The sequence below is a fragment of the Rhizobium sp. SL86 genome (genome assembly GCF_026672545.1).
In the GTDB taxonomy this organism is placed as follows: domain Bacteria; phylum Pseudomonadota; class Alphaproteobacteria; order Rhizobiales; family Rhizobiaceae; genus Neorhizobium.
On the sequence record NZ_JAPPRJ010000009.1, the window covers coordinates 1,040,252 to 1,061,429 of the forward strand.

A 21,178-nucleotide genomic window follows, 5' to 3' on the forward strand; every position below is an offset into this window, starting at 1 on the left:
GGGAAGGACCTATTCGAAGAGGATTCGCTCAAATCGACGGCCGTCGTAGGGCGCTCGATATGTTTGCGATTATGCGGCCGGCGCCGGACGCGGGACCTGAGCGCTATCGAATATTTCCCGCAGAAGACGAGCGGATTTTGCGGAGTGTCCGCAAAATAGTACGGGGATTGTCGAGATATCACAATTTGTCGCCTGTTGTTGCCGATGGCCAGGTCTTCGCTGATGTTCAACGGGAGGAAATTCCTGAACAAACGCTGGCAGGATTTGAAATCGGCACTACTGATTCAGATATTTGCGCCTATGCTTTCCTTTCATTGGGTGGTGTCGATGGGATGCTTTCCGCGTGGGTACTCCAGTTCTTCGGGCGCACAAACTTCTTAGCAATGATCTGCGCCGATGAACAAACACGCATTACAAAGTTCGGCAAATAAAAGGTGAAACGCATCGGTCAAACGGATCGGTCTCGATGGCCATAAACCTCAGAATGAGTCGCAAGCTATCAGTCCGGTATCGGCCCCATTCCAGCCTCTAACGTCGAAGCAGTCCATGTCTCCTATTGGCGCTAACCGGACTGTGTCACGGACCTGTTAAGGTCGGTATTGCTCAGCATCGCCGACCGCAACAGTTCGGATTTCTCCGATGCGGCAATGCCAGGCCCATGCGCTCGTCATCTTCCACGGCTGCTCCCGGCATGGGCGCCTCCATTGCGTTCGCCAACAGAGAATGAGGGTTCGGGGATCTGCATCAGATGTATGTCTTGACTACGTCCTTCCGGGGCAGCGGCTCTCCTAATAGGCGGTCCATCCGCCATCGGTCGCGTAAATGCCGCCGGTAAAGTTCGAGGCTTCGTCGGACAGCAGGAAGAGCATCATGCCGACCTGTTCGGCAACAGTGGCCGGCCTGTGCTTCTTGTCGGTATAGGCAAGAATGCTGTCGATCTTCAGGCGGCCCATGGTGGGCCCGACCGTCGCCTTTGCCGACAGTGCCACCAGTTCGCCGGCGCGTGCGACCATCGGTGTGTCGGTTGCCGCCATGTTGACGGAATTCACCCGGATACCGTAGGGGGCATAGTCGATGGCCGCATTGCGCGTCAGTCCCGTGACCGCATGTTTGCTCGCGACATAGGCCGGATTGCCGGCAAGGCCGGTCATCCCGGCAATCGAACCGACATTGACGATCGCGCCGCCGCGGCCCTGAGCGACCAACTGCCTCAGCTGCGCGCGCATGCAGTAGAACATGCCGGTCGCATTGGTCCTGAAGACATTTTCCCAATAGGCATCGCTCGCCTCGTGGATCCGAGCGAAGATCAGGTCACGCTGTTTTTCGAAGTCGATTGGGTCACCGGAATAAACGCCATCCATCACGCCGGCATTGTTGAGGGCGCCATCGAGCTTGCCGAAGGTCGAGACCGCCGTCGAAACGCTCTGTTCCGCGATGGAGGGATCACCGACATCGCCGAACACGAAAGCGGATTTTCCACCGCCGCCAAGGATTGCCTGATGGGTCTCTTCCCCGAGATCCTTGATCCAGTCGACGCCGACGACATTGGCGCCCTCGCGCGCCAGCCGGATTGCCGCGGCCCGGCCCATGCCGCGCGCCGAACCGGTCACGATGAAGGTGCGACCGGCAAAACGGTTGGAGATGAAGAATTCGCTGTCGACCGGTTTGATGTCGACGACGGCATTGCCGTCCGGGCGTCCGCCCGCCTGTTGCGCGCTCGCCGTGGTCTCGACCACTCCGTCGACGGTCGCGGTGGCCGCCACCGCGCCGGCAGCCAGCGTTATTCCCTTCAGCAGATCACGTCTGTCCATGTCGTGTCCTCCCTTTAGCGAGACTTCAAGTCAAAATGCGATGCGGAGAAACGCCATGGCGCTCCACCAGGGGTCGAGATCATCCGAGGCCGCCTGTTTGGTGGCCTCGCCGGGGAAAGTCGCGGCGACATGGCCCTGCAGCATCATGCGCGAGGACATGAACCACTTGGCCGTCAGGTTGACCTCGTAACCGAGCTCCTTTGATCCAAGGAAGGACAGGGCCGGATTGCCGCCGAGATTGGTGGCGCTGTCCGCCGTAAAGATCCAGAACTGCGGCACAAGTTCCACCTTCGGATCCGGCCGCAACCGCAACTGGAAGCGATGCGTCACGAGGTTGCTGTCCTGGAAAACCTTGAAATGGTTGATGCCCTGAACCCACTGTTCGCCATTGCCGCCGGACAACATCGGATCCCATCGCTCAAAACGGGCCGTTGACGGATCGTCGCCGGAAAACTGCGCGTAGCGGTAGCTGAACACGGGCGTCCAGGGCAGATCCTGAAACTGGTAGCCGACTTCGCCCGCAATGGCGGTTGCGAACATGTCGAAACGGTCGTTTCGCTGGACGGCAAATTCGGCATTGGCGAAGAAATGCCCGTTCGGTTGTTTCCACTGGAGACGAGCGTCATAGATCTGCAGTCCGTCTCGACCGAGCGTGGCGGAGGCCGGATCGGGCGGCGTCAGGGCAAAATAGGCATAATCCGACTCAAGCACCTGAATGAAGGCGCCGCCCAGCTTCAGGCCGCCGCCGACATCGGTTTCGAGATTGAGGCCCGCCATACGGGTTTCGGAATCCACGACCGGCAGTTCGTCAGGATCGAGATAAAAGACTTCCATCAGCGTGTTGTTGTAACGCACCTGCCCCAGCACGAGCATATCGGCGGCCCAGCGCGGATTCGATTGCAGGGCGGCTCTGTCGTCGCCATTCGACGCGCTGTTGCCGATGATCATGCTGTCGCCGATCGCATAACGCTTGCGCCCGGCAGACACGTTCCACAACAGCCGGTCGCCCGTCTCAGCGGTTTCACCACCGACAAGGCCGACGTAGGCATCCTCCACGCCAAGATGCTGGCGGCTTTCATCGGTAAACAGCTCGGTTCCGGCCGAGCCGCTCAGGATCGCACTGAAGCCACCATAGGCATAGATGTCTTCGCCAAGCGGTGTCAGTCCATAAAGGCCCGCATGGATGAACCCCTCCCCCCAGCCGCTGGTGCCCTTGCCGGCCATGTCGCCGGAGGCGAGCGGATTGCCGGACAGGAAGAGATCCGGACGACCATACCAGGCATTGGCATTGCCATAGAGCATGGTCAGCATCTCGAGCTTGCCGACGATGATCGTGCCGTCGCGATCAAACAGGATCGGCAGATCGTTCACGTCACGGGTGAGCAGATATCCCCGATCCTCCCGCGCCACCCTGTCGCCGAGCGTCGCGTTGACCTTCACCACGATGCCGCCCGTTTCACCCTGGATTGTCTCCAGCTGTGCATCCGCAATCGCGGCAAGCCGGCTGGCGCGGGCAACCGAAATCTGCACCTCCGTGCGATTGAAGATCATGCCAGGAAAGACGTTGATGTTGCGACGGAGAAGATCAGAGACGCGCCCGTTGACCTGCGGATCCGAGGAGGGATTGCGGATCAAAATCTCGATACGCTCGATGACCTGACCATCATCCGTGCGCACCGACTGGGCCACAGCCTCTGTCAATGATCCACTGAGGACAAACACCAGACCGAGAACGCCAAGCAGCAGTCTGAGAACCTGATGCCGAACACGTGGCATCACGAGCATGAGCGATCTGACAGGGGATGAAACTCTACCACGACCAGCCATCCGCACGCCCCCCAACACTTCCGGAAGCTTCTCTTGGGACGCAAAATTGTCAACACCAAATATCGGCGTCACAGGACACCACCACTCCACATTGCAGAGACGGAAGCGGCCGGCCTGGCATCGTCATTTTTGAACGTGCGCAAAGCGATCTGGACGATCGTGATGGGGCGAACGGCAGAGCTTGCAAAACCCTCTGCCACAAAACCCTGCAGGATGACGCCCGGCACATGTCCCACCAATAAAAAACCCGGCAGATCAACATGATCCACCGGGTTCCTGATTCAGATCGTCAGAAGGCTCAGAGAGCGGCCGTGACGATGAATTCGACCTTGTAGTCCGGGGTCGCGAGCGGCGCGCCGGAGGTGGCGCGGGCCGGCGGGTTGGCCGGGTCGATCCAGGCTTCCCAGACAGCGTTCATTTCAGCGAACGTCGACATGTCGGAGAGGTAGATGATCGTCTGCAGGATCTTCGACTTGTCCGTGCCGGCAAGCGCCAGCAGGCGGTCGACTTCGGCCAGCGCCGACTTCGACTGTTCCGTCACGGTCGTGCCTTCGCCAACCTGGCCGGCGAGATAGACGGTGTTGCCGTGAACGACGGCACCGCTCATGCGCTTACCGGGCTCGATACGCTTGATGTTCATGGACATGCTCCCCATTAAAATGAGCTTGGAAAGAAAGGGATGAACGGGCGCACAGGAAGAGCGCCCGGAAAATGCGACGGATCAGCCGCGCAGATGCTGGCTTTTTTCGTAGATCGCCGTCGAGCGGGCGCCGGAGCGGCAATAACCCAGCATCGGGCGCGGAAACTCGTCCAGTGCATCGACCATGCCGCTGACCGCTTCCGCATCGACACCCATACGGCCGACCGGCACATAAGCGATGTCAAGGCCGAGTTCCTTGGCGCGTGCGGCTACCTCGGCAAAGCTCGGCTGGCCGGGTTCTTCCTCGTCCGGGCGATTGCAGACGATCGACTTGAAGCCCATCGCCTTGATCTGGTCGACGTCATCGGGCGTGATCTGGCCCGTCACGGCGTATTCGTCGTTGATCTGGCGGATATCCATCATCATCAGCCTCCGGCTTTTGCCAAAACAGGGCCTTCACTTACGATGGCGACCGGATGGCGTCAATGACGGCTTGGGCTCGATCCGTCCTCACGAAAAGCAAAAGCGCAGCGCATAATCGGCGCTCTCACCCGGCTCCAGCATGTGCAATTCGCCGCTGGCGGCCAGTTCCTCGCGCGAGACCCAGCGGTGCGAGACGGGTTCGATGCCGAGCACATGCGCCGGTGCCTGCTGATTGCGCCAGATCTGCAGGTGCGGCAGCGTATCGGTGCGGAACTTCACCTTCAGCGTGACGCCGCCGAGCGAAGCAAGCGGCCCGAGTGCCACCTCCGCCCAGTCTTCGCCATCCACCTTTGCCGGCACGCAGAACACGCCGCCGGGGTCTTCACCAAAGTTCCAGGCAAAACCGCCGCCCTCCAGCATGCGGCCGGTCAAATTGACATGCGGATCAAACAGCCAGGCGCCGATGTTCATGTGATACATGTGTACCTTGGCGAAGGCGACCTTACCGACATTCGTCAGCCGATCGGACAACGTCACCTCACCGGTCTCGCCGCTGATGCGCCAGTGACGTTCGAGAAGCGCCTCGCCCCCATCGGCCGTCTTCACCGGCACGCGCGCCTGGCATTCGGCATCCTCACCCTGGACATCCCAGAAGAGGATTTCGGCCGGATGCGACGAATAGGAGCCGTGCAGCGGGTATTTGCGACCGTCCGGATCACCGGGGATCGGTTGCGGATGGCGGATATGGTCAGGCCCGCAGGTGAAGAGAAAACCTTCCAGCGAATGGTCGATGCGCGGGTCACCGTCATCGGGAATGGCTCTGCCGGGCGCGATATCGATGCCGTTGACGATACAGCCACCGATATCGAGCACACTCGTTTCGTCGAGGAACAGCTTCGGTCCCCGCGCCGCCGAAAAAGCCTTCACGCCGTCTCTCCCCTGATCATGCCGACAGACTGGCAAGCAGAACCGTGTTATTCATCGATCGTTCACCATGACTTTCTATTTTTCCACACTGGCGACAAAATTTGCCTGTCTGAGAAAAGGCAGAAGACCCTGGGAACGAGGCGGGCGAACCGCCGTTGTCCGTCAAAACTGGAATCGGTGATATCGTGAAGTCCGCACTCCTGACAAGCATCAGTCTGGCACTCGTGCTGTCCCTGTCCGCCGCCGAGCCCTCGGTCGCCCAGAGCCGCTATGGCGGTTATGCCTCTGACACCATTCTGGTGGCCCCCGACGGGGCGATCCTGGACTATGTCCCGGAAGCCGGCGAAGTGGTGGTTCGCCGCGACGGCATGGGCCGCCGCGTTCTGTATGACCGCTACGGCAATCTGATCGCCACGGAGATGCGCGGAAATCCTGACCGCCCGCAGCGCGGTTACGGTTACCCGCCAGCCCCCTCGTCGCGGGATTACTCCTATCAGCGGCCCGGCGAACGCCCGCGCGACTATGGCAATGGCGGTTACGGCAACGGCGCCTATCGCGACTATCGGGACTATCGTTACGGCGAACCCGGCGAAGTCACCGGCTCCATCCCGCATGATAGCTCGATCATCCGCCTGCCGCTCGGCGAAGACGGCGCCATACTGGACGACGGCGAGCAGGAAGCATCGCTGGAGCCGCAGCCCCTGCCCCAGCCGACCATTGCGCCGCAGTCGAACAAACCCGTCATCTCGGTGACGAAGAAGCCGCAGGCGGAAATCGTCGCTCTTCAGGTCTTTCTCGACCGCCAGGGCATTTCGCCGGGCGTGATCGATGGCCATCTCGGCGACAACGTCAACAAGGCGGTCGCCGCCTGGCAGGAAATGACCGGCGAAACGCTCGACCCGAACAATTCCGAAGAGATCATGCAGCGCCTGTCCTATTCCGGCGGCCTGCCGTTTTCGGATTACACCATCACGGCGGCCGATGCGGCAGGCCCCTACGTCGCCTCAATCCCGGATGACTACGCCCACAAGGCACAGCTGCCGGCCATGTCGTTTACCTCGACGAGCGAAGCGCTCGCCGAACGGTTCCACATGGATGAAGGTTACCTCAAGGCGCTCAATCCCGGCGTCGATTTCTCGATCCCCGGCACGATCATCAAGGTGGTCAATCCCGGCCAGCCGAAGACCGGCGAAGTGGTGCGCATCCTGGCCGACAAGGCCAAGAAGCAGGTCTTCGCTTATGGCGCGGACGGCAGACTGGTCGCCGCCTACCCGGCCACCATCGGCTCATCGGATACGCCCTCGCCCTCCGGCACCCATACGGTGGAGCGGATCGCGCTGAACCCGGGTTATACCTACAATCCGAAGATCAACTTCAAACAGGGCGACAACGACAAGATCCTGCAGATCCCGCCGGGTCCGAACGGCCCGGTCGGCACGGTCTGGATCGCGCTCTCCAAACCCACCTACGGCATCCACGGCACACCGGAACCCTCCAAGATCGGCAAGACGAACAGCCATGGCTGCATCCGCCTGACCAATTGGGATGCGACCGAACTCGCCAAGATGGTGAAGCCCGGCACGGTGGTGGAATTCGTCGATTGACAGCCACCCGTTGACCAGGATGTCACGGCGCGCCTCATCGACGGACAGAGTTTGCGAGAATTGACGAGCCCGGGCGCTTTGTGCTCTCTGATGTTTTTACAACCTCAAGCTTTGCGAGAGGGCACGGAGAGATGTGTGTATGCCTCGTGGAGTTGAGGAAGTTTCTGCACGGCGAAATGCCTATGTGATCGCCACAGTTGTTCTGGCCATGCTCGCGCTGCTGCCCTTGGCCGTTTGGCTGGATGTCAGCAACCTGTCACAGCAAGCGGCGGCAAAACAGGCACGCGATCTCAGTTCGGTCATATCCAGCATTCGCAGCTATTACGCCACCAATGTTGTTGACCGTGTCCTCGCAGCGCATACAACGGAAGGCACAAACGCCACAACCACCGTCTCGGACCGCTATGCGACGATCCCCGGCGCCATTCCGCTGCCAGCCACCCTGTCGCTTGAACTTGGCGATGTCATTCGAGAACAGCAGGCCAATATTACCTATCGGTTCGTCTCCGATCTGCCCTTTCACAACCGAGCCCCGCATCAGCTGGATGAGTTTGAAACGGATGCTCTGGCGTCTCTCAGAGAGAATTCCGACCAAACTCTGATCGACGAGGATTGGCACGGCTTGACCAGTACGCTGCGACTTGTGACACCTGTGGTGATGGGGCCTGCTTGCGTCGCCTGCCACAATAGCCATCCCGATAGTCCCAAGCTCGATTGGAAGACGGGTGATGTTCGCGGCATTCAGGAAATCATTGTCGCGCAGCCCTTCGCCGACAATATCCTCGCCTTCAAATATCTGTTGTTGTATTTCGTCTTCGTCGCGACGATTGGCATAAGCTTCATCATACTGCAGCGGCGCCAAGCCTACGTCATCCGCAGTTTCAACCGCGAACTTGAAGCAGCCAATGAATTTCTGGCCGGGATTTCGCTGAAGATTTCCCGTTATCTGTCGCCACAGATCTACAAGCAGATTTTTAGCGGACAGAAGGATGTTGTCGTCCAGACGGAACGCAAACGTCTCACCATCTTCTTCTCCGACATCAAGGATTTCACGGCAACAACGGAACGTTTGCAGCCGGAAACCCTCACGGAGATGCTCAATGAATACCTCACCGAAATGGCCGAGATCGCCTTGCGGCACGGCGGCACGATCGACAAGTTCATCGGCGATGCGGTCCTGATCTTTTTCGGAGATCCCGAGACCAAGGGCGCCGAGGAGGATGCAAAGGCATGCCTGCGCATGGCAATCGACATGCAGGCAAGGCTCGTTCATCTGCGCGAGAAGTGGCGACGAAACGGGACGGAGGATCCCTTCATTGTCCGCATGGGAATCAACACCGGCTATTGCAATGTCGGCAATTTCGGAAGCGAGGACCGCATGGACTATACGATCATCGGTGCGGAAGCCAATCTCGCCGCGCGCCTGCAATCGATTGCCGATTCAGGCAAAATCGTCATCAGCTATGAGACCTATGCCCTGGTAAAGGACATTGTCGAAGCCAGGCCGCTGCCAGAGATTTCCATGAAGGGCATCAGCCGCGCCGTGATCCCCTACGCTGTGGAGCGGCTGATGGAAGATGCCGATCCCGCAGCGGCGAAGTTCAAGGGCCTCGAACTCAATCTGGACATTGGGCGCTTAGAACCGCAGGAACGCGACGTAATCCGCAAGCAGTTGATGGAGGCAATTGCAGCGCTCGATCGAACGGCTGCCCTCGAATAGCGGCGGGTCGCCAGAGAAGTTGCTTGCGGAAACGGCCCGAAATCCGCTTCCGCAATCACGGTACAAAAAACCTCGGGGCAAAGACTGGTTGTTACGCCGCGTCGCGCTTGAAGTTCAAGACGCGCGGCATGCCGCTGCGCACCACACGGACGGGCATCAACTGCTTGATCTCGTCGGCGAGCGCCCGGGAATTTTCGCGCGCCTTGTCGAGATTGGAGACCTTGGCCGGATCGAGACTGTAGAGCGTGCCACCGGCCTCGAAGACCTCGCGGAAGGCGGTGCGTTCACCGATCGGCGTATTCAGCACGTTCACGCCACGCTGGGCGAGCAGCCCTTTGATGGCAAGAAGCGATCGTGTGGTGACCACCGGGGTCACGCGCGTCAGCACGACGGAATGGGCGATGGCAAGACCGGCCTTATCCTTCATCAGGGCGAGAAGATCGAGGATCTGCGCACCGCCCTTGGCATCCATCGCCGAACCCTGGATCGGGATGAAGACGTGGTCGGAGAGGCCGATGGCCGTTGTCACCAGTGCATCGCGAGCCCCGGCCAGATCCACGATGAAATAATCCGTGGCAGCCGACATCTCGCGCAGATGACATTGCAGCGACGCGACCGTCACCTCGGTGATGATGGTGATATTGCGGACAGCACCGGACATGTCATGCCACTGGCTGATCCAGCGCTGCGGATCGGCATCGATCAGGGTGACACGGTACCCCTGATGGGCAAGTTCGGTGGCGAGCAAAAGCGCGGCGGTGGTCTTGCCGGCACCGCCCTTGGCATTCGCAAATGAGATGACTGGCATTTCGTGTCCTCGAGAATGATCGAGCCGCATCGCTCCGACGGGCACCGGAGATACATGGTGCCGACGCTACCAATCCTGGAAGAACAGGGTTAATGAACGGTAAATTTAGACCTAGTTAATATGACCTAGGAGTTCCGATAGTTAGGACAACCGAAACGGGCCGGCACCGCCGAAGGACGGTGCCGGACGATAGTCTCAGAAGCAGTCGCGGAAGAGCTGCTTGGTCTTTTCCAGCGTCATCTTGACCGGATTGCCGCCGCAGGACGGGTCGTCCATGGCCATGGCGGACAGCTGGTCTATGCGGTCGGGTTGAATGCCCATGGCCGTCAAGGTCTGCGGCACATGCAGCTCCGCCCGCAGCGACAGCACATAATCATAGAAGCCGTCGAAACCGCCGGAAATGCCGAGATAGGCGGCGGCACGCGCGATCTTTTCTTCGATCGCCGGCCGGTTGAACTTCAGCACCGGCGGCATCACCACCGCATTCGTCATGCCGTGATGGGTGTTGTAGACGGCACCGATCGGATGCGACAGCGCGTGGATGGCACCGAGCCCCTTCTGGAAGGCAACCGCGCCCATGGCCGCAGCCGCCATCATGTTGGTACGAGCCTCGAGATCGGCCCCCTCGTGATAGGCGCGCGGAAGGAACTCCTTGACGAGCCGCATGCCTTCCAGCGCAATGCCCTGGCTCATCGGGTGGAAGAAGGGCGAGCAATAGGCCTCGAGGCAATGGGCGAAGGCATCCATGCCGGTGCCGGCGGTGATCGCCTTCGGCATGCCCGTCGTCAGTTCGGGATCGGCGATGACGACGCCGGGCAGGAACTTCGGATGGAAGATGATCTTTTTCACATGCGTCTTCGAATTGGTGATGACCGAGGCGCGGCCCACTTCCGAGCCGGTGCCGGCGGTGGTCGGCACGGCGACGATCGGCGCGATGCCCTCGACGCTCGCGCGGGTCCACCAGTCGCCGATATCCTCGAAATCCCAGACCGGCCGCGTCTGGCCGACCATGAAGGCAACGCATTTGCCGAGATCAAGCCCGGAGCCGCCGCCGAAGGCAACGACGCCATCATGGCCGCCGTCGCGGTAAGCCTTGATGCCGGCCTCCAGATTGATCTCGTTCGGGTTCGGATCGACATCGGCAAACAGCGCTCGCCCGAGGCTGGCCTCGGCCAGCACGTCGAGCGCGGTCTGCGTGATCGCCATGCCGGCAAGGCCGCGATCGGTGATCAACAGCGGCTTCTTCATGCCGAGAGAGCTGCAGGCGGCAGCGAGTTCCTTGATCCGGCCACGTCCCAGCTTGAAGGCGGTGGGGTAGCTCCAGTTGGCGGTGATGTTCATGAGCGTCAAGCTTTCTTCAGGTGATAGGATTTCGGCCGCGTCAAATTGTGGAAGCCCAGCACGGAGAGCGAGCCGCCGCGTCCGGTTTCCTTGACCCCCGTCCAGACCAGCGCCGGATCGAGATAGTCGCAACGGTTCATGAAGACGGTCCCCGTCTCGAGCCCAGCGCCAAGGCGCGAGGCGCGTTCCTCGTCCTTCGTCCAGAGCGAAACAGTCAGTCCGTATTTGCAGTCGTTCATGAGGCCGAGCGCTTCCGCATCGCTCTTCACCTTCATGATGCCAACCGCCGGCCCGAAGGTTTCCTCACGCATGAACTCCATGGAGTGATCGACATCGACCAGCACCTGCGGCATCAGATAGGCGCCGCCATCATCCTGCGGGAAGAGTTTCGGATCGACCAGCGCCTTGGCGCCCTTGGCCACCGCATCCGCCACCTGTTCGCGCACGGTTCTGGCAAAACGTGCATTGGCCATGGGCCCAAGCGTCGTTTCCGTGTCGAGCGGGTTGCCGAGCTTGTAGTTGGAGACCCAGGCAACCGACTTTTCGACAAAGGCATCATAGAGGCTTTCGTGCACATAGATGCGCTCGATACCGCAGCAGCACTGGCCGGAATTGTAGGTCGCGCCATCCATCAGCGTGTCGACGGCGGCATCGAGATCCGCGTCTTCCATCACGTAGCCCGGATCCTTGCCGCCGAGTTCCAGGCCCATGCCGGTGAACGTGCCGGCTGCGGCGCGCTCGACGGCACGGCCGCCGGCGACAGAACCGGTGAAGTTGATGAAGTTGAAGGAGCCTGCCGCGATCAGCTGTTCCGAGGTCTGGTGATCGAGGAAGACGTTCTGGAACACATCATCCGGCACCCCGGCCTCGACGAAGGCGCGCACCATGCGCTCGCCGACGAGAAGCGTCTGCGCGGCATGTTTGATGATGACCGTATTGCCGGCCATCAGCGCTGGCGCCACGGTATTGATCGCCGTCATGTAGGGATAGTTCCACGGCGCGATAACGAAGACGACGCCATGCGGCTCGCGCTCGATACGACGGGTAAAGGCGGCACTGCTTTCGATGTTTATCGGCGCCAGCGCCTCGGCCGCCACATTCGCCACATAGTTCGACCGCTCGTTGAAACCCTTGAACTCGCCGCCATAACGCACCGGTCGGCCCATCATCCAGGCAAGCTCCGGCACCACCTCATCGACCATCTCATTGAGGCGGGCAACACCCTTCATGACAAGCTGGACACGCTCGTCCAGCGGGCGCTTCGCCCAGCTTTTCTGCGCCTTGCGGGCCCGATCAACGACGGCTTTCGCCGCATCGAGGGTCAGCGCCGGCCGCTCGGCATAAACCGAGCCATCCACCGGGGAGATACATTGGATCATCGACATTTCATTCTCCAGTCAGATGCCTGCTAACAGGCGAGTGTCTTCACATGTCCCGCGGCACCATAGGCGAGGACTGCCCGGTCGCGTGTGATGATGGTCAAATCCAGTTCGCGCGCAGTGGCGATCAGGATGCGGTCGGCCGGATCGCCATGCAGCGGTTCCGGCAGGAAGGAGGCGGCCACCAGGATTGCCGGCGTGGTCTCCAGAACGGCCAGATCCTGCTCATTGCAAAAGTCCCGGAACCAGTCGAGCGGCGGACGAGTCAACCTCAATCGCCCCTTCGCCACCAGCAAACCGATCTCCCAGGCGCTGATCGCCGAGACGTGAAACAATCCGTCTGGCGCGTCTAGGACCTGCCGGGCTCCTGGCGAAACCTCGGCGCCGAACTCACCCAGGAAAAGCAGAAGGCAGGTGTCAAAGATGTAGCGGGTAGTCATAGTCGTCATCGTAGACCCGTGCCCACTCCGGATCCGTCGGTTCCGTCAAATCAACCCCTGGGGCAATGGTGACTGTACCCGCCATTTTTCGACGCACACGCTCATAAAAGCTCTTGTGCACCTCGTCGTCCCGTTTGCCTTCATCTTGGCCGGCAGGACCGGGCTGAACCGATCCCGCAGTCTTCTCTGCCTGAAACGTTTCCTGCCCGTCCTCGGCAAAACCTGGCGGACGACCGCGCCGCCGTGCCGCGACCTCCTCCAGCGAAACGCCGAGATAAAGCGCAATTACATCCTGCTCCTCGGCGCTCATTGTCTGCTCTCCGCGCAACAGACGGGATGCCGCACCCGGATCGAGACGAAGTGCCCGCGCCAAGTCCTCCAAGGTTTTCCCCTGCGCTTTCAGCCTCCCGTAGAACCATGCGCTATCGATCATCGGACACAACCTCCGCTGATTGTGATGATAGCATTCCAGCAATAGGATTGCATCAAACGCCTCGATGCTCACGCCCGCTCGAAACCGCGCGCCACCTCCCAGTCCGTCACCTTGCGATCATACTCCTCCTGCTCCCATTCGGCGGCGCGTACATAGTGATCGATCACCTCGTCGCCAAAAGCCTCGCGCAGCATGGCGGACCCTTTCAGCATGAGGGTCGCGTCACGCAGCGTGCGGGGGATTTCCTTGATACCCGTGCCGCCATAGGCGTCGCCCTCGAAGGCGGCTTCGAGTTCCATCTTGTTCTCGATCCCCTTGATGCCGGCGGCCAGAAGGGCGGCCATCGCGAGATACGGATTGAGGTCAGAGCCGCCGACGCGGCATTCGATGCGGATACCCTTGGTGTCCTCGCCGCAGAGGCGGAAACCGGCGGTGCAGTTGTCCTTGCTCCAGACCACCTTGGTGGGTGCGAACGTGCCGGCCACGAAGCGCTTGTAGGAATTGATGTAGGGCGCGAGGAAATAGGTGTAGTCGCCGGCATAAGCGAGAAGCCCCGCCACGTAATGTTTCATCAGCGCCGACATGCCATGCGGAGCATCCTTATCGAAGAACAGCGGCGTCTTGCCGTCGGCGCTCCACAGCGACTGGTGGATATGCGAGGACGATCCCGCCGCCGCATTGTGCCACTTGGCAAGGAAGGTCACCGACTTGCCCTTCGACCAGGCGATCTCCTTGACCGCGTTCTTGATGATCACATGCCGGTCGGCCATGGTCAGTGCCTCGGCATACCGCACGTTGATTTCCTCCTGACCGGGGGAAGCCTCACCCTTGGAGTTTTCCACGGGAATACAGGCGCCCTGCAGGCCAGTGCGCACCGCCCGCATCACCTCCTCCTCCTTGGTGGTCTGGAAGATGTGGTAATCCTCGTTATAGGCGCTGGAAAGCTTCAGGTTGCGATAACCGCTGTCGCGCGCCGCTTCAAAGGTCTGGTCGAACAGGAAGAATTCGAGTTCGCTGGCCATGAAGGCCGAAAAGCCCAGGGCCTCCAGCCGCTTGACCTGCGCCTTCAGGATCGCGCGCGGCGAATGCGGCACTTCGGCATGGGTGTGATGGTCGAGCACGTCGCAGAGCACAAGCGCCGTTCCCTCCAGCCAGGGGAGTTTCCTCAGCGTCGAAAGGTCCGGCTTCATGGTGTAGTCACCATAGCCTTTTTCCCAGCTGGTCGCCTTGTAGCCCGGCACGGTTTCCATCTCCATGTCGGTCGCCATCAGATAGTTGCAGCTATGGGTTTCCTTCCAGGCGCTGTCGACGAAATATTCCGCCTGGAAACGCTTGCCCATGAGACGCCCCTGCATGTCGATCTGGGCCGCGATCACGGTGTCGATGCGGCCCGCCGCGACGTCGATCTTGAGGTCGTCGAATGTGTAGATGGAGGTCATCGTGTCCGTCCCTGGTTGACGACAGGCCGCTGCCCGTCATCCCGTGTTTTTCGTTCTTGTGTTCGCCGCAGGAGACGCACCCCGACGGAAAGACCGGCAGGGTGCGCGCGCCATTGTCAGCCGTAACGATACGGTTTGCCGGCCTTTTCCATGTCGGCATTATACTTCTTCAGGATCTCGACCAGCTGCTTGTTGCGGGCAGACTGCGCGGCGATCTCCTCCCAGAATTTGTGGGCGGCATCTTCGACCGTCTTCCACTCGGCATCCGGAATGCTCGTCAGCTCCAGGCGTCCGCCTTCGGCGCGAAGCCGTGCCTCGCCGCCCCAGTACCAGTGCAGGCGCTTGTAGTGCGAGGAATCCATGCACATCTGCCAGAGCACCTTCAGATGCTCGGGCACTTCCTTCCAGCGGTCGGCATTGGCGAAGAAGGAGCCGGCCCAACCACCGGAGACGTTGTTGGTCAGGAAGTATTTCGTCACATCCACCCAGCCGGAGGTGAAGACTTCCGTGATGCCGGACCAGGCAATCGCATCGATCTCACCCGTCTGCATGGCAACCGGAACATCCTCGAAAGGAATGGTGACCGGCACGACGCCGAACTGCGCGAGAAACTGGCCGGCCGTCGGGAAGGTGAAGACCCTGAGGCCCTTGAGGTCGGCCAACGCCTTGATCGGCTTGTTGGTGGCGAAGTTACACGGGTCCCAGGCACCGGCGGAAAGCCACTTCACGCCAACCTCCGAATAGGCCTTGTCCCAGATCTCGGCCACGCCATACTCGTAAAACAGTGTCGGCACATCGAGGCTGTAGCGCGAGGCAAACGGGAAGTAGCCGCCGAAGACCTTGATATCGACCGGAGAATTCATCGAATCGTCGTCGGACTGCACGGCATCGATCGTGCCAGCCTGCATGGCGCGGAAGAGTTCGCCGGTCGGCACCAACTGGTCGGCCGTGTAGAGCTGGATTTCCATCTCGCCATTTGCCGCCTTGTTGAAGGCATCGACGGAGGGGCGGATGACGAATTCGGCAAGGGCCGCGCCGGCATAGGTCTGCAGGCGCCAGGTGATCTTCTTACCCTGCGCCTTCACATAGGGGGCCGCCAGAGCCGCGGGCGCCGCAACGGCGGCCGTCTTCAGGAAATTACGTCTGCTGTTGGTCATTGATAGTCCCTCTGTTTCCGTTGGTTTATGTGTGTCGCCCCGCCCAGCCGGGGCGCATGACCTGTAGGAAAGGGCCTGTATGGCAGGCCTCGTTATGTCCTTTGCGCCCTACCCCCGCACATAGACGTGCTTCGGCAGCCAGGTGGCGATCTCCGGAAAGGCCATGATGATGGCCATGCCGAGCAGCAGCAGCAGCACGAAGGGAAAGACGGATCGATAGATGTCGACGAGCGTGATCTGAGACGGCGCCATGGCCCGCATCAGGAAGAGATTGTAACCGAAGGGCGGTGTCATGTAGGCGATCTGGCAGGTGATCGTGTAGAGCACGCCGTACCAGATGAGATCGAAACCCAGCTTGCCGACCAGCGGAATATAAAGCGGCGCGACGATGACGAGCATCGCCGTATCGTCCAAGAAGGCGCCCATGACCAGGAAGGACAGCTGCATCAGGATCAGCACTTCCCACGGCGTGAGCCCGATATCGCTGATCAGCAGTTTCTCGATCGCCTTCACCGCACCCAGCCCATCGAAGACGGCGCCGAAGCAGAGGGCCGCCAGGATGATCCACATGAACATGCAGGAAATGCCGAGCGTCTGTTCCAGAACGCGGTTCCAGACCTCCTTTGTCAGCCTTCCCTTGAACCAGGCGGCAAACAGCGCGCTCAGCGCACCGACCGCCGAGCTTTCCACCAGGCTTGTGATCCCCATCAGGAACAGGCCCATCATCAGGAAGAAGATCAGGAAGGGCAAAATGCCGGCGCGAAGAAGCTTGAGCTTCTCGACAAGCGGAACCTCGCGTTCCTCCTTGGGCAGTGCCGGGCCAAGCGCCGGATTGATGCGGCAGCGGATGATGATGTAGAGGCAGAACAGCGCCGCCAAAAGCAGGCCGGGAAATACACCCGCAAGCCAGAGCTGGCCGACCGGCTGACGGGCGATCATGCCGTAGAGCACCAGGACGACGCTGGGCGGCACCAGAATGCCGAGCGAACTGCCGCCCTGGATGACACCGGAGACCATGATCTTGTCATAACCGCGGCGCAAAAGCTCCGGCAGCGCAATGGAGGCGCCGATCGCCATGCCGGCGACCGAGAGCCCGTTCATCGCCGAAATCACCACCATCAGGCCGATCGTGCCAACGGCCAAGCCGCCCGGCATGCCGCCGAACCAGACGTGGAAGGCCTTGTAGAGATCCTCCGCGATGCCGGATTCCGAGAGCATGTACCCCATGTAGATGAAGAGCGGCAGCGTCAGCAGCGGGTACCACTTCATCAGCTTCATGCTGGCGGAAAAGCCCATCTCGAAACCGCCATTACCCCACAGAAAGGCGGCGGAGACGACACCGACAAAACCGATCGTGGCAAACACCCGCTGCCCCGTCAGCATGGACAGCATCATCGACATGAACATGAAGAGTGCGATCAGTTCATAGCTCATGCGATCGGCCTCCCGCGCGCAATGGCGATGTCCTTGATCAGGATGGACGTCGCCTGGAGGAAGGTCAGCGCGATGCCGACAACCATGATGATCTTGATCGGCGCCATGTAGGGCCGCCAGGACGAATAACTCGTCTCGCTAAACTTCAGCGCATAGGCCGTGCTGGAAATCCCGCCATACAGCAGGAAATACAGATAGACGAACAGCATGAAGATGGTCACGACATCGACCATGGCCTTGGTGCGCGGCGACCATTTTCCGTAGAGAAGATCCATCCGCACATGGCTGTCCAGCTGCAGCGAATAGGCGCCGCCCAAAAGGTAATAACCGGCCATGACGAACTGCGCCATTTCCAGCGTCCACTGGGATGGCAGAAACATCGTCTTGGAAATCGATGAGTACAGAAGAATGCCCATCATGACGAAGACGCCGTACATGACGATACGGCCGACGCGCCGATTGAACGCATCGACGATGCGCACATAAATCTTGAGCGCTTCAGGCATCACGCCTCCGCTCGCTCATCACGACACGCCGCAGCACAAGGCTCGACCGTCGATCCCCCATTTCCTTCTTCACCGGCATCTGTTCCCTCTTTTGTGGTTATTGTGCCAGGTTTGAAATTGTGCCGGCTCGCGCCGGCGTGACATCATTGCGTCAGGGCCTCCGTCAGAAGCCCCGAGAGGAAATCGGCCGCCACGCCCTGCCCCGCCTCATCGGCGATCAGATCGTTGCGGATTTCGATCATCACGTTCAGCAGGCCACCAGGCGCTGCGTGCAGCAACAGCGTATGCGTCACCCCATCGGACGGACCATAGGGCTCATTGCGTTCGATCCGGTAGAGCCGGGTATCGGCGGCGGCATTCAGCATCCGGTCGGCCAGCCGGCTGTCTGCATCATGCAGGATACCGATTTCCACCGCACGCTGTTTGCCGAAATAAACCGGCGTGAAGGAATGCACCGTAACAAGAACCGTCGCCTGCCCACGCGCGGTGCGAGCGGCAATCTCGTCTGCGATGCGGTTCTGGAAGGGAAAATAGAACGCTTCGGCGCGGGCCGCCTTTTCGCCGTCGCTCAGGTTTTCGTTCGCCGGAATCCGGTAGATCTCGCTGACCTCGCGGATCGCCCCGGGCGAGTCCGGCGGCCGGTTGCAGTCATAGAGCAGACGGGAAAAGCGCTGGTGGATGAGCACCGCATCCAGCCGTCGCGCCATCAGCTTCGAGACGGCAAGCGCGCCCGGATCCCAGGCGATGTGCGAGGCAAGCGCCTCCTCGGACAGTCCCATGGTGCCGAAGGCGGCCGGCAGCAGGCGGCTGGCATGTTCACAGACCAGCAGGATGTCGCCGCGCCCTTGCGGATTATCGATGGCAACGGGATCACCATCCGCATCGCTCAACAGCCGCGCTTCAGCCAGCATGGAACATCAACTCCCCCGTCGTTGTCACCGAAGAGAATTCTTCATCATCCGACCCTCGTCAACCGGTTTCCTGAAAATTTCTTTTCAGCGCCTGCATTGACTCTTTGCACTTGGAGATTGTTAATTCGGGCCATCAACCGGCGTAAGACCGGAAGGGGGAATAGAGCTGAACGTGACGTCACCTTCCCATACGGTGCTCGACGTCATCCGTCTGCATTACGACGGACTGACTCCGGCTGAACGCAAGCTGGCCGACAGCCTGCTGGAGCACTATCCCGTGTCGGGTCTCGGCAGCATCACCACCGTTGCCGACAATGCCGGCGTCTCGACGCCGACGGTTGCCCGCATGGTGCAGAAGCTCGGTTACAAGGGTTATCCGGAGTTCCAGCATCACCTGCACCAGGACCTCGAGGCGACGATCTCAAGCCCGATCGCCAAACACGACCGCTGGGCGTCCGGTGCGCCGACCGCTCATATCCTGAACCGTTTCGCCGACGCCGTGACGAACAATCTGCGCGACACGCTGTCGAGCATCGACGTGAAGACCTTCGACGATGCGGCACGGCTTCTGCAGGATGACAAACGCGGCATCTATTTCGTCGGCGGCCGCATCACGGGCGCACTGGCCGAATATTTCTTCACCCATATGCAGGTCATCCGTTCCAAGACGACGCTGATTTCGACGAACCGCAGTTCGTGGCCGCAATATCTCCTGAACATGGACCAGGGCGATGTCCTCGTGATTTTCGACATCCGTCGTTATGAGCAGGAACTGGCGACGCTGGCAGAAGCGGCAGCCGCGAGCGGCGTGGTGATCATCCTGTTCACCGATGTCTGGGCCTCGCCCGTCGCGCGCCACGCGCGGCATGTGTTTAAGGTCCGCATCGAGGCGCCCTCCGCATGGGATTCCTCCGTCGTAACCCTGTTTACGGTGGAAGCACTGATCGAGGCCGTGCAGAGCGCCACCTGGGAAAAGACCCGGGAGCGCATGAGCGCCCTCGAACGACTGTTCGAACGAAGCCGGCTGTTCCGCAGGACAGAGACGGGAAAGGAAGGATAGACGCGACAAACAAGGGGACAGCTGCCGCCGGCAGACACAGGCCCGGCCGACAGACTTCAAGACATCCACATGTCACATGCCATTCATCAAACGGCTCTACGAGTGCCGCCACACGACTTCAACTCAGGAGGATTATCGTGATGACCAAGTTCCACCGACTTCTTTCCATGACGACCGCGATGGTCGTTGCGACGGCAAGCCTGGCCTATGCCGAGCCGAGCGCCGAACTGATCGCTGCCGCCAAAAAGGAAGGCATGCTGACGACGATCGCCCTGCCCCACGACTGGTGCGGTTACGGCGAAGTGATTGCCGCCTTCAAGAAGAAGTACCCGGAAATCCAGGTCAACGAACTGAACCCGGATGCCGGTTCGGCTGACGAAGTCGAAGCCGTCAAGGCCAACAAGGACAACAAGGGCCCGCAGGCTCCGGACGTTGTCGACGTCGGTCTGGCCTTCGGCCCGCAGATGAAGAAGGAAGGCCTGCTGCAGCCGTACAAGGTTTCGACCTGGGACGAAATCCCGGCCAACATCAAGGATGCTGACGGCTACTGGTACGGCGACTACTACGGCGTCATGTCGCTCCTGGTCAACAAGGACCTGGTCAAGACCTCGCCGAAGGATTGGGCCGACCTGATGAAGCCGGAATATGCCGGTCAGGTCGCTCTCGCCGGTGACCCGCGCGCTTCCAACCAGGCCATCCTCGGTGTTCTCGCTGCCGGCATGGCAAGCGGCGCAAAGGCTGGCAAGGACGCCGGCGAAGCTGGCTTGAAGTACTTCGCCGACCTCAACAAGGCTGGCAACTTCGTTCCGGTCATCGGCAAGTCCGGCACGCTCGCTCAGGGCGCCACCCCGATCGTCGTGATGTGGGACTACAACGCACTCGCCGCCAAGGACACGCTCGCTGGCAACCCGCCGGTTGAAGTCGTCGTTCCGGCCTCCGGCGTTCTCGCTGGCGTCTACGTTCAGGGCATCTCCGCCTATGCACCGCATCCGAACGCTGCCAAGCTCTGGATGGAGCACCTGTATTCCGACGCAGGCCAGAACCTGTGGCTGAAGGGCTACTGCCACCCGGCCCGCTTTAACGCCATGGTCAAGGCCGGCAAGGTTCCGCAGGACCTGATCGACAAGCTGCCGCCGGCTGCTGCCTATGAAAAGGCCTACTTCCCGACGCTCGAAGAAGTCGACGCCAACAAGGCTGCCGTCACCGGCGGTTGGGACAAGGTCGTCGGCGCCAACGTCAAGTAAGGCATAAGATCGCGGTGCCGCCCTCGGTCCGAGGATCGGGGCGGCACCGCTTCTGCAAAGATCCGCGTTGAACG

General features: G+C 60.6%; 21 protein-coding genes. 5 read left to right on the top strand and 16 right to left on the bottom strand.

What is annotated here, in order from left to right; genetic code table 11:
- The first annotated feature begins 59 nt into the window (after nucleotides 1–59).
- Nucleotides 60–431 carry a hypothetical protein gene (locus tag OU993_RS27990; RefSeq protein ID WP_268161446.1) on the top strand — a complete coding sequence of 124 codons (372 nt, stop codon included), beginning with the start codon at nucleotides 60–62 and terminating at the stop codon, nucleotides 429–431.
- A gap of 357 nt (nucleotides 432–788) precedes the next feature.
- On the opposite strand, the gene OU993_RS27995 is transcribed toward OU993_RS27990, so the two are convergent.
- From OU993_RS27995 to OU993_RS28020, 6 genes are all read right to left on the bottom strand, one after another.
- The gene (locus OU993_RS27995; RefSeq protein WP_268162434.1) at nucleotides 789–1,811 is read right to left on the bottom strand and encodes an SDR family NAD(P)-dependent oxidoreductase; all 1,023 of its coding nucleotides are present in this window, start codon (nucleotides 1,809–1,811) and stop codon (nucleotides 789–791) included.
- A 30-nt stretch (nucleotides 1,812–1,841) separates the two neighbouring features.
- Complete coding sequence (locus OU993_RS28000; protein ID WP_268162581.1) at nucleotides 1,842–3,587, bottom strand: alginate export family protein; 1,746 nt, start codon at nucleotides 3,585–3,587, stop codon at nucleotides 1,842–1,844.
- Between the two features lie 119 nt (nucleotides 3,588–3,706).
- Nucleotides 3,707–3,907 (bottom strand): hypothetical protein, encoded by a 201-nt coding sequence (locus OU993_RS28005; protein WP_268162436.1) that lies wholly within the window; start codon nucleotides 3,905–3,907, stop codon nucleotides 3,707–3,709.
- Between the two features lie 29 nt (nucleotides 3,908–3,936).
- The gene (locus OU993_RS28010) at nucleotides 3,937–4,278 is read right to left on the bottom strand and encodes a RidA family protein (protein WP_268162438.1); all 342 of its coding nucleotides are present in this window, start codon (nucleotides 4,276–4,278) and stop codon (nucleotides 3,937–3,939) included.
- Between the two features lie 81 nt (nucleotides 4,279–4,359).
- Nucleotides 4,360–4,698, bottom strand: a complete 339-nt coding sequence (locus tag OU993_RS28015) for a TIGR01244 family sulfur transferase (protein WP_268162583.1) — start codon at nucleotides 4,696–4,698, stop codon at nucleotides 4,360–4,362.
- A gap of 90 nt (nucleotides 4,699–4,788) precedes the next feature.
- Entirely contained in the window at nucleotides 4,789–5,628 is an 840-nt protein-coding gene (locus OU993_RS28020) for a DUF4432 family protein (RefSeq protein ID WP_268162440.1), read from the bottom strand.
- 185 nt (nucleotides 5,629–5,813) lie between these two features.
- Here OU993_RS28020 and OU993_RS28025 point away from each other — a divergent pair, with 185 nt between their 5' ends.
- Nucleotides 5,814–7,232 (top strand): L,D-transpeptidase family protein, encoded by a 1,419-nt coding sequence (locus tag OU993_RS28025; RefSeq protein WP_442793053.1) that lies wholly within the window; start codon nucleotides 5,814–5,816, stop codon nucleotides 7,230–7,232.
- Nucleotides 7,233–7,371: 139 nt separating this feature from the next.
- Nucleotides 7,372–8,952 (top strand): adenylate/guanylate cyclase domain-containing protein, encoded by a 1,581-nt coding sequence (locus OU993_RS28030; RefSeq protein ID WP_268162442.1) that lies wholly within the window; start codon nucleotides 7,372–7,374, stop codon nucleotides 8,950–8,952.
- Between the two features lie 91 nt (nucleotides 8,953–9,043).
- On the opposite strand, the gene OU993_RS28035 is transcribed toward OU993_RS28030, so the two are convergent.
- The 10 genes from OU993_RS28035 to OU993_RS28080 all read right to left on the bottom strand — a co-directional run bounded on the left by OU993_RS28035 (nucleotide 9,044) and on the right by OU993_RS28080 (nucleotide 18,800).
- Complete coding sequence (locus OU993_RS28035) at nucleotides 9,044–9,760, bottom strand: ParA family protein (RefSeq protein WP_268162444.1); 717 nt, start codon at nucleotides 9,758–9,760, stop codon at nucleotides 9,044–9,046.
- 195 nt (nucleotides 9,761–9,955) lie between these two features.
- Nucleotides 9,956–11,101 (bottom strand): iron-containing alcohol dehydrogenase, encoded by a 1,146-nt coding sequence (locus OU993_RS28040; RefSeq protein ID WP_268162585.1) that lies wholly within the window; start codon nucleotides 11,099–11,101, stop codon nucleotides 9,956–9,958.
- A 5-nt stretch (nucleotides 11,102–11,106) separates the two neighbouring features.
- Nucleotides 11,107–12,486, bottom strand: a complete 1,380-nt coding sequence (locus tag OU993_RS28045; protein WP_268162446.1) for an aldehyde dehydrogenase family protein — start codon at nucleotides 12,484–12,486, stop codon at nucleotides 11,107–11,109.
- Between the two features lie 23 nt (nucleotides 12,487–12,509).
- The gene (locus OU993_RS28050) at nucleotides 12,510–12,929 is read right to left on the bottom strand and encodes a type II toxin-antitoxin system VapC family toxin (protein WP_268162448.1); all 420 of its coding nucleotides are present in this window, start codon (nucleotides 12,927–12,929) and stop codon (nucleotides 12,510–12,512) included.
- Nucleotides 12,898–13,425, bottom strand: a complete 528-nt coding sequence (locus OU993_RS28055) for a helix-turn-helix domain-containing protein (RefSeq protein ID WP_268162449.1) — start codon at nucleotides 13,423–13,425, stop codon at nucleotides 12,898–12,900. The genes OU993_RS28050 and OU993_RS28055 overlap by 32 nt, the downstream gene beginning before the upstream one ends.
- Nucleotides 13,422–14,792: a glutamine synthetase family protein gene (locus OU993_RS28060; RefSeq protein WP_268162450.1), complete on the bottom strand. Its 1,371-nt coding sequence runs from the start codon at nucleotides 14,790–14,792 to the stop codon at nucleotides 13,422–13,424. The genes OU993_RS28055 and OU993_RS28060 overlap by 4 nt, the downstream gene beginning before the upstream one ends.
- Before the next feature lie 116 nt (nucleotides 14,793–14,908).
- A complete protein-coding gene (locus OU993_RS28065) occupies nucleotides 14,909–15,949 on the bottom strand; it encodes a TRAP transporter substrate-binding protein (protein ID WP_268162451.1) in 1,041 nt (346 codons plus the stop codon).
- A gap of 108 nt (nucleotides 15,950–16,057) precedes the next feature.
- On the bottom strand, nucleotides 16,058–17,383 hold the full coding sequence (locus OU993_RS28070; protein ID WP_268162452.1) for a TRAP transporter large permease: 1,326 nt from the start codon (nucleotides 17,381–17,383) through the stop codon (nucleotides 16,058–16,060).
- A complete protein-coding gene (locus OU993_RS28075) occupies nucleotides 17,380–17,889 on the bottom strand; it encodes a TRAP transporter small permease subunit (protein WP_268162453.1) in 510 nt (169 codons plus the stop codon). The genes OU993_RS28070 and OU993_RS28075 overlap by 4 nt, the downstream gene beginning before the upstream one ends.
- Nucleotides 17,890–18,032: 143 nt before the next feature.
- Nucleotides 18,033–18,800, bottom strand: coding sequence for an N-formylglutamate amidohydrolase (locus OU993_RS28080; protein ID WP_268162454.1), 768 nt, complete (start codon nucleotides 18,798–18,800; stop codon nucleotides 18,033–18,035).
- A gap of 172 nt (nucleotides 18,801–18,972) precedes the next feature.
- On the opposite strand from OU993_RS28080, the gene OU993_RS28085 reads away from it, so the two are divergent.
- Together OU993_RS28085 and OU993_RS28090 are read left to right on the top strand one after the other, a co-directional pair.
- Nucleotides 18,973–19,860: a MurR/RpiR family transcriptional regulator gene (locus OU993_RS28085; RefSeq protein ID WP_268162456.1), complete on the top strand. Its 888-nt coding sequence runs from the start codon at nucleotides 18,973–18,975 to the stop codon at nucleotides 19,858–19,860.
- Between the two features lie 140 nt (nucleotides 19,861–20,000).
- Complete coding sequence (locus OU993_RS28090; RefSeq protein ID WP_442793054.1) at nucleotides 20,001–21,104, top strand: ABC transporter substrate-binding protein; 1,104 nt, start codon at nucleotides 20,001–20,003, stop codon at nucleotides 21,102–21,104.
- The last annotated feature ends 74 nt before the right edge of the window (nucleotides 21,105–21,178 follow it).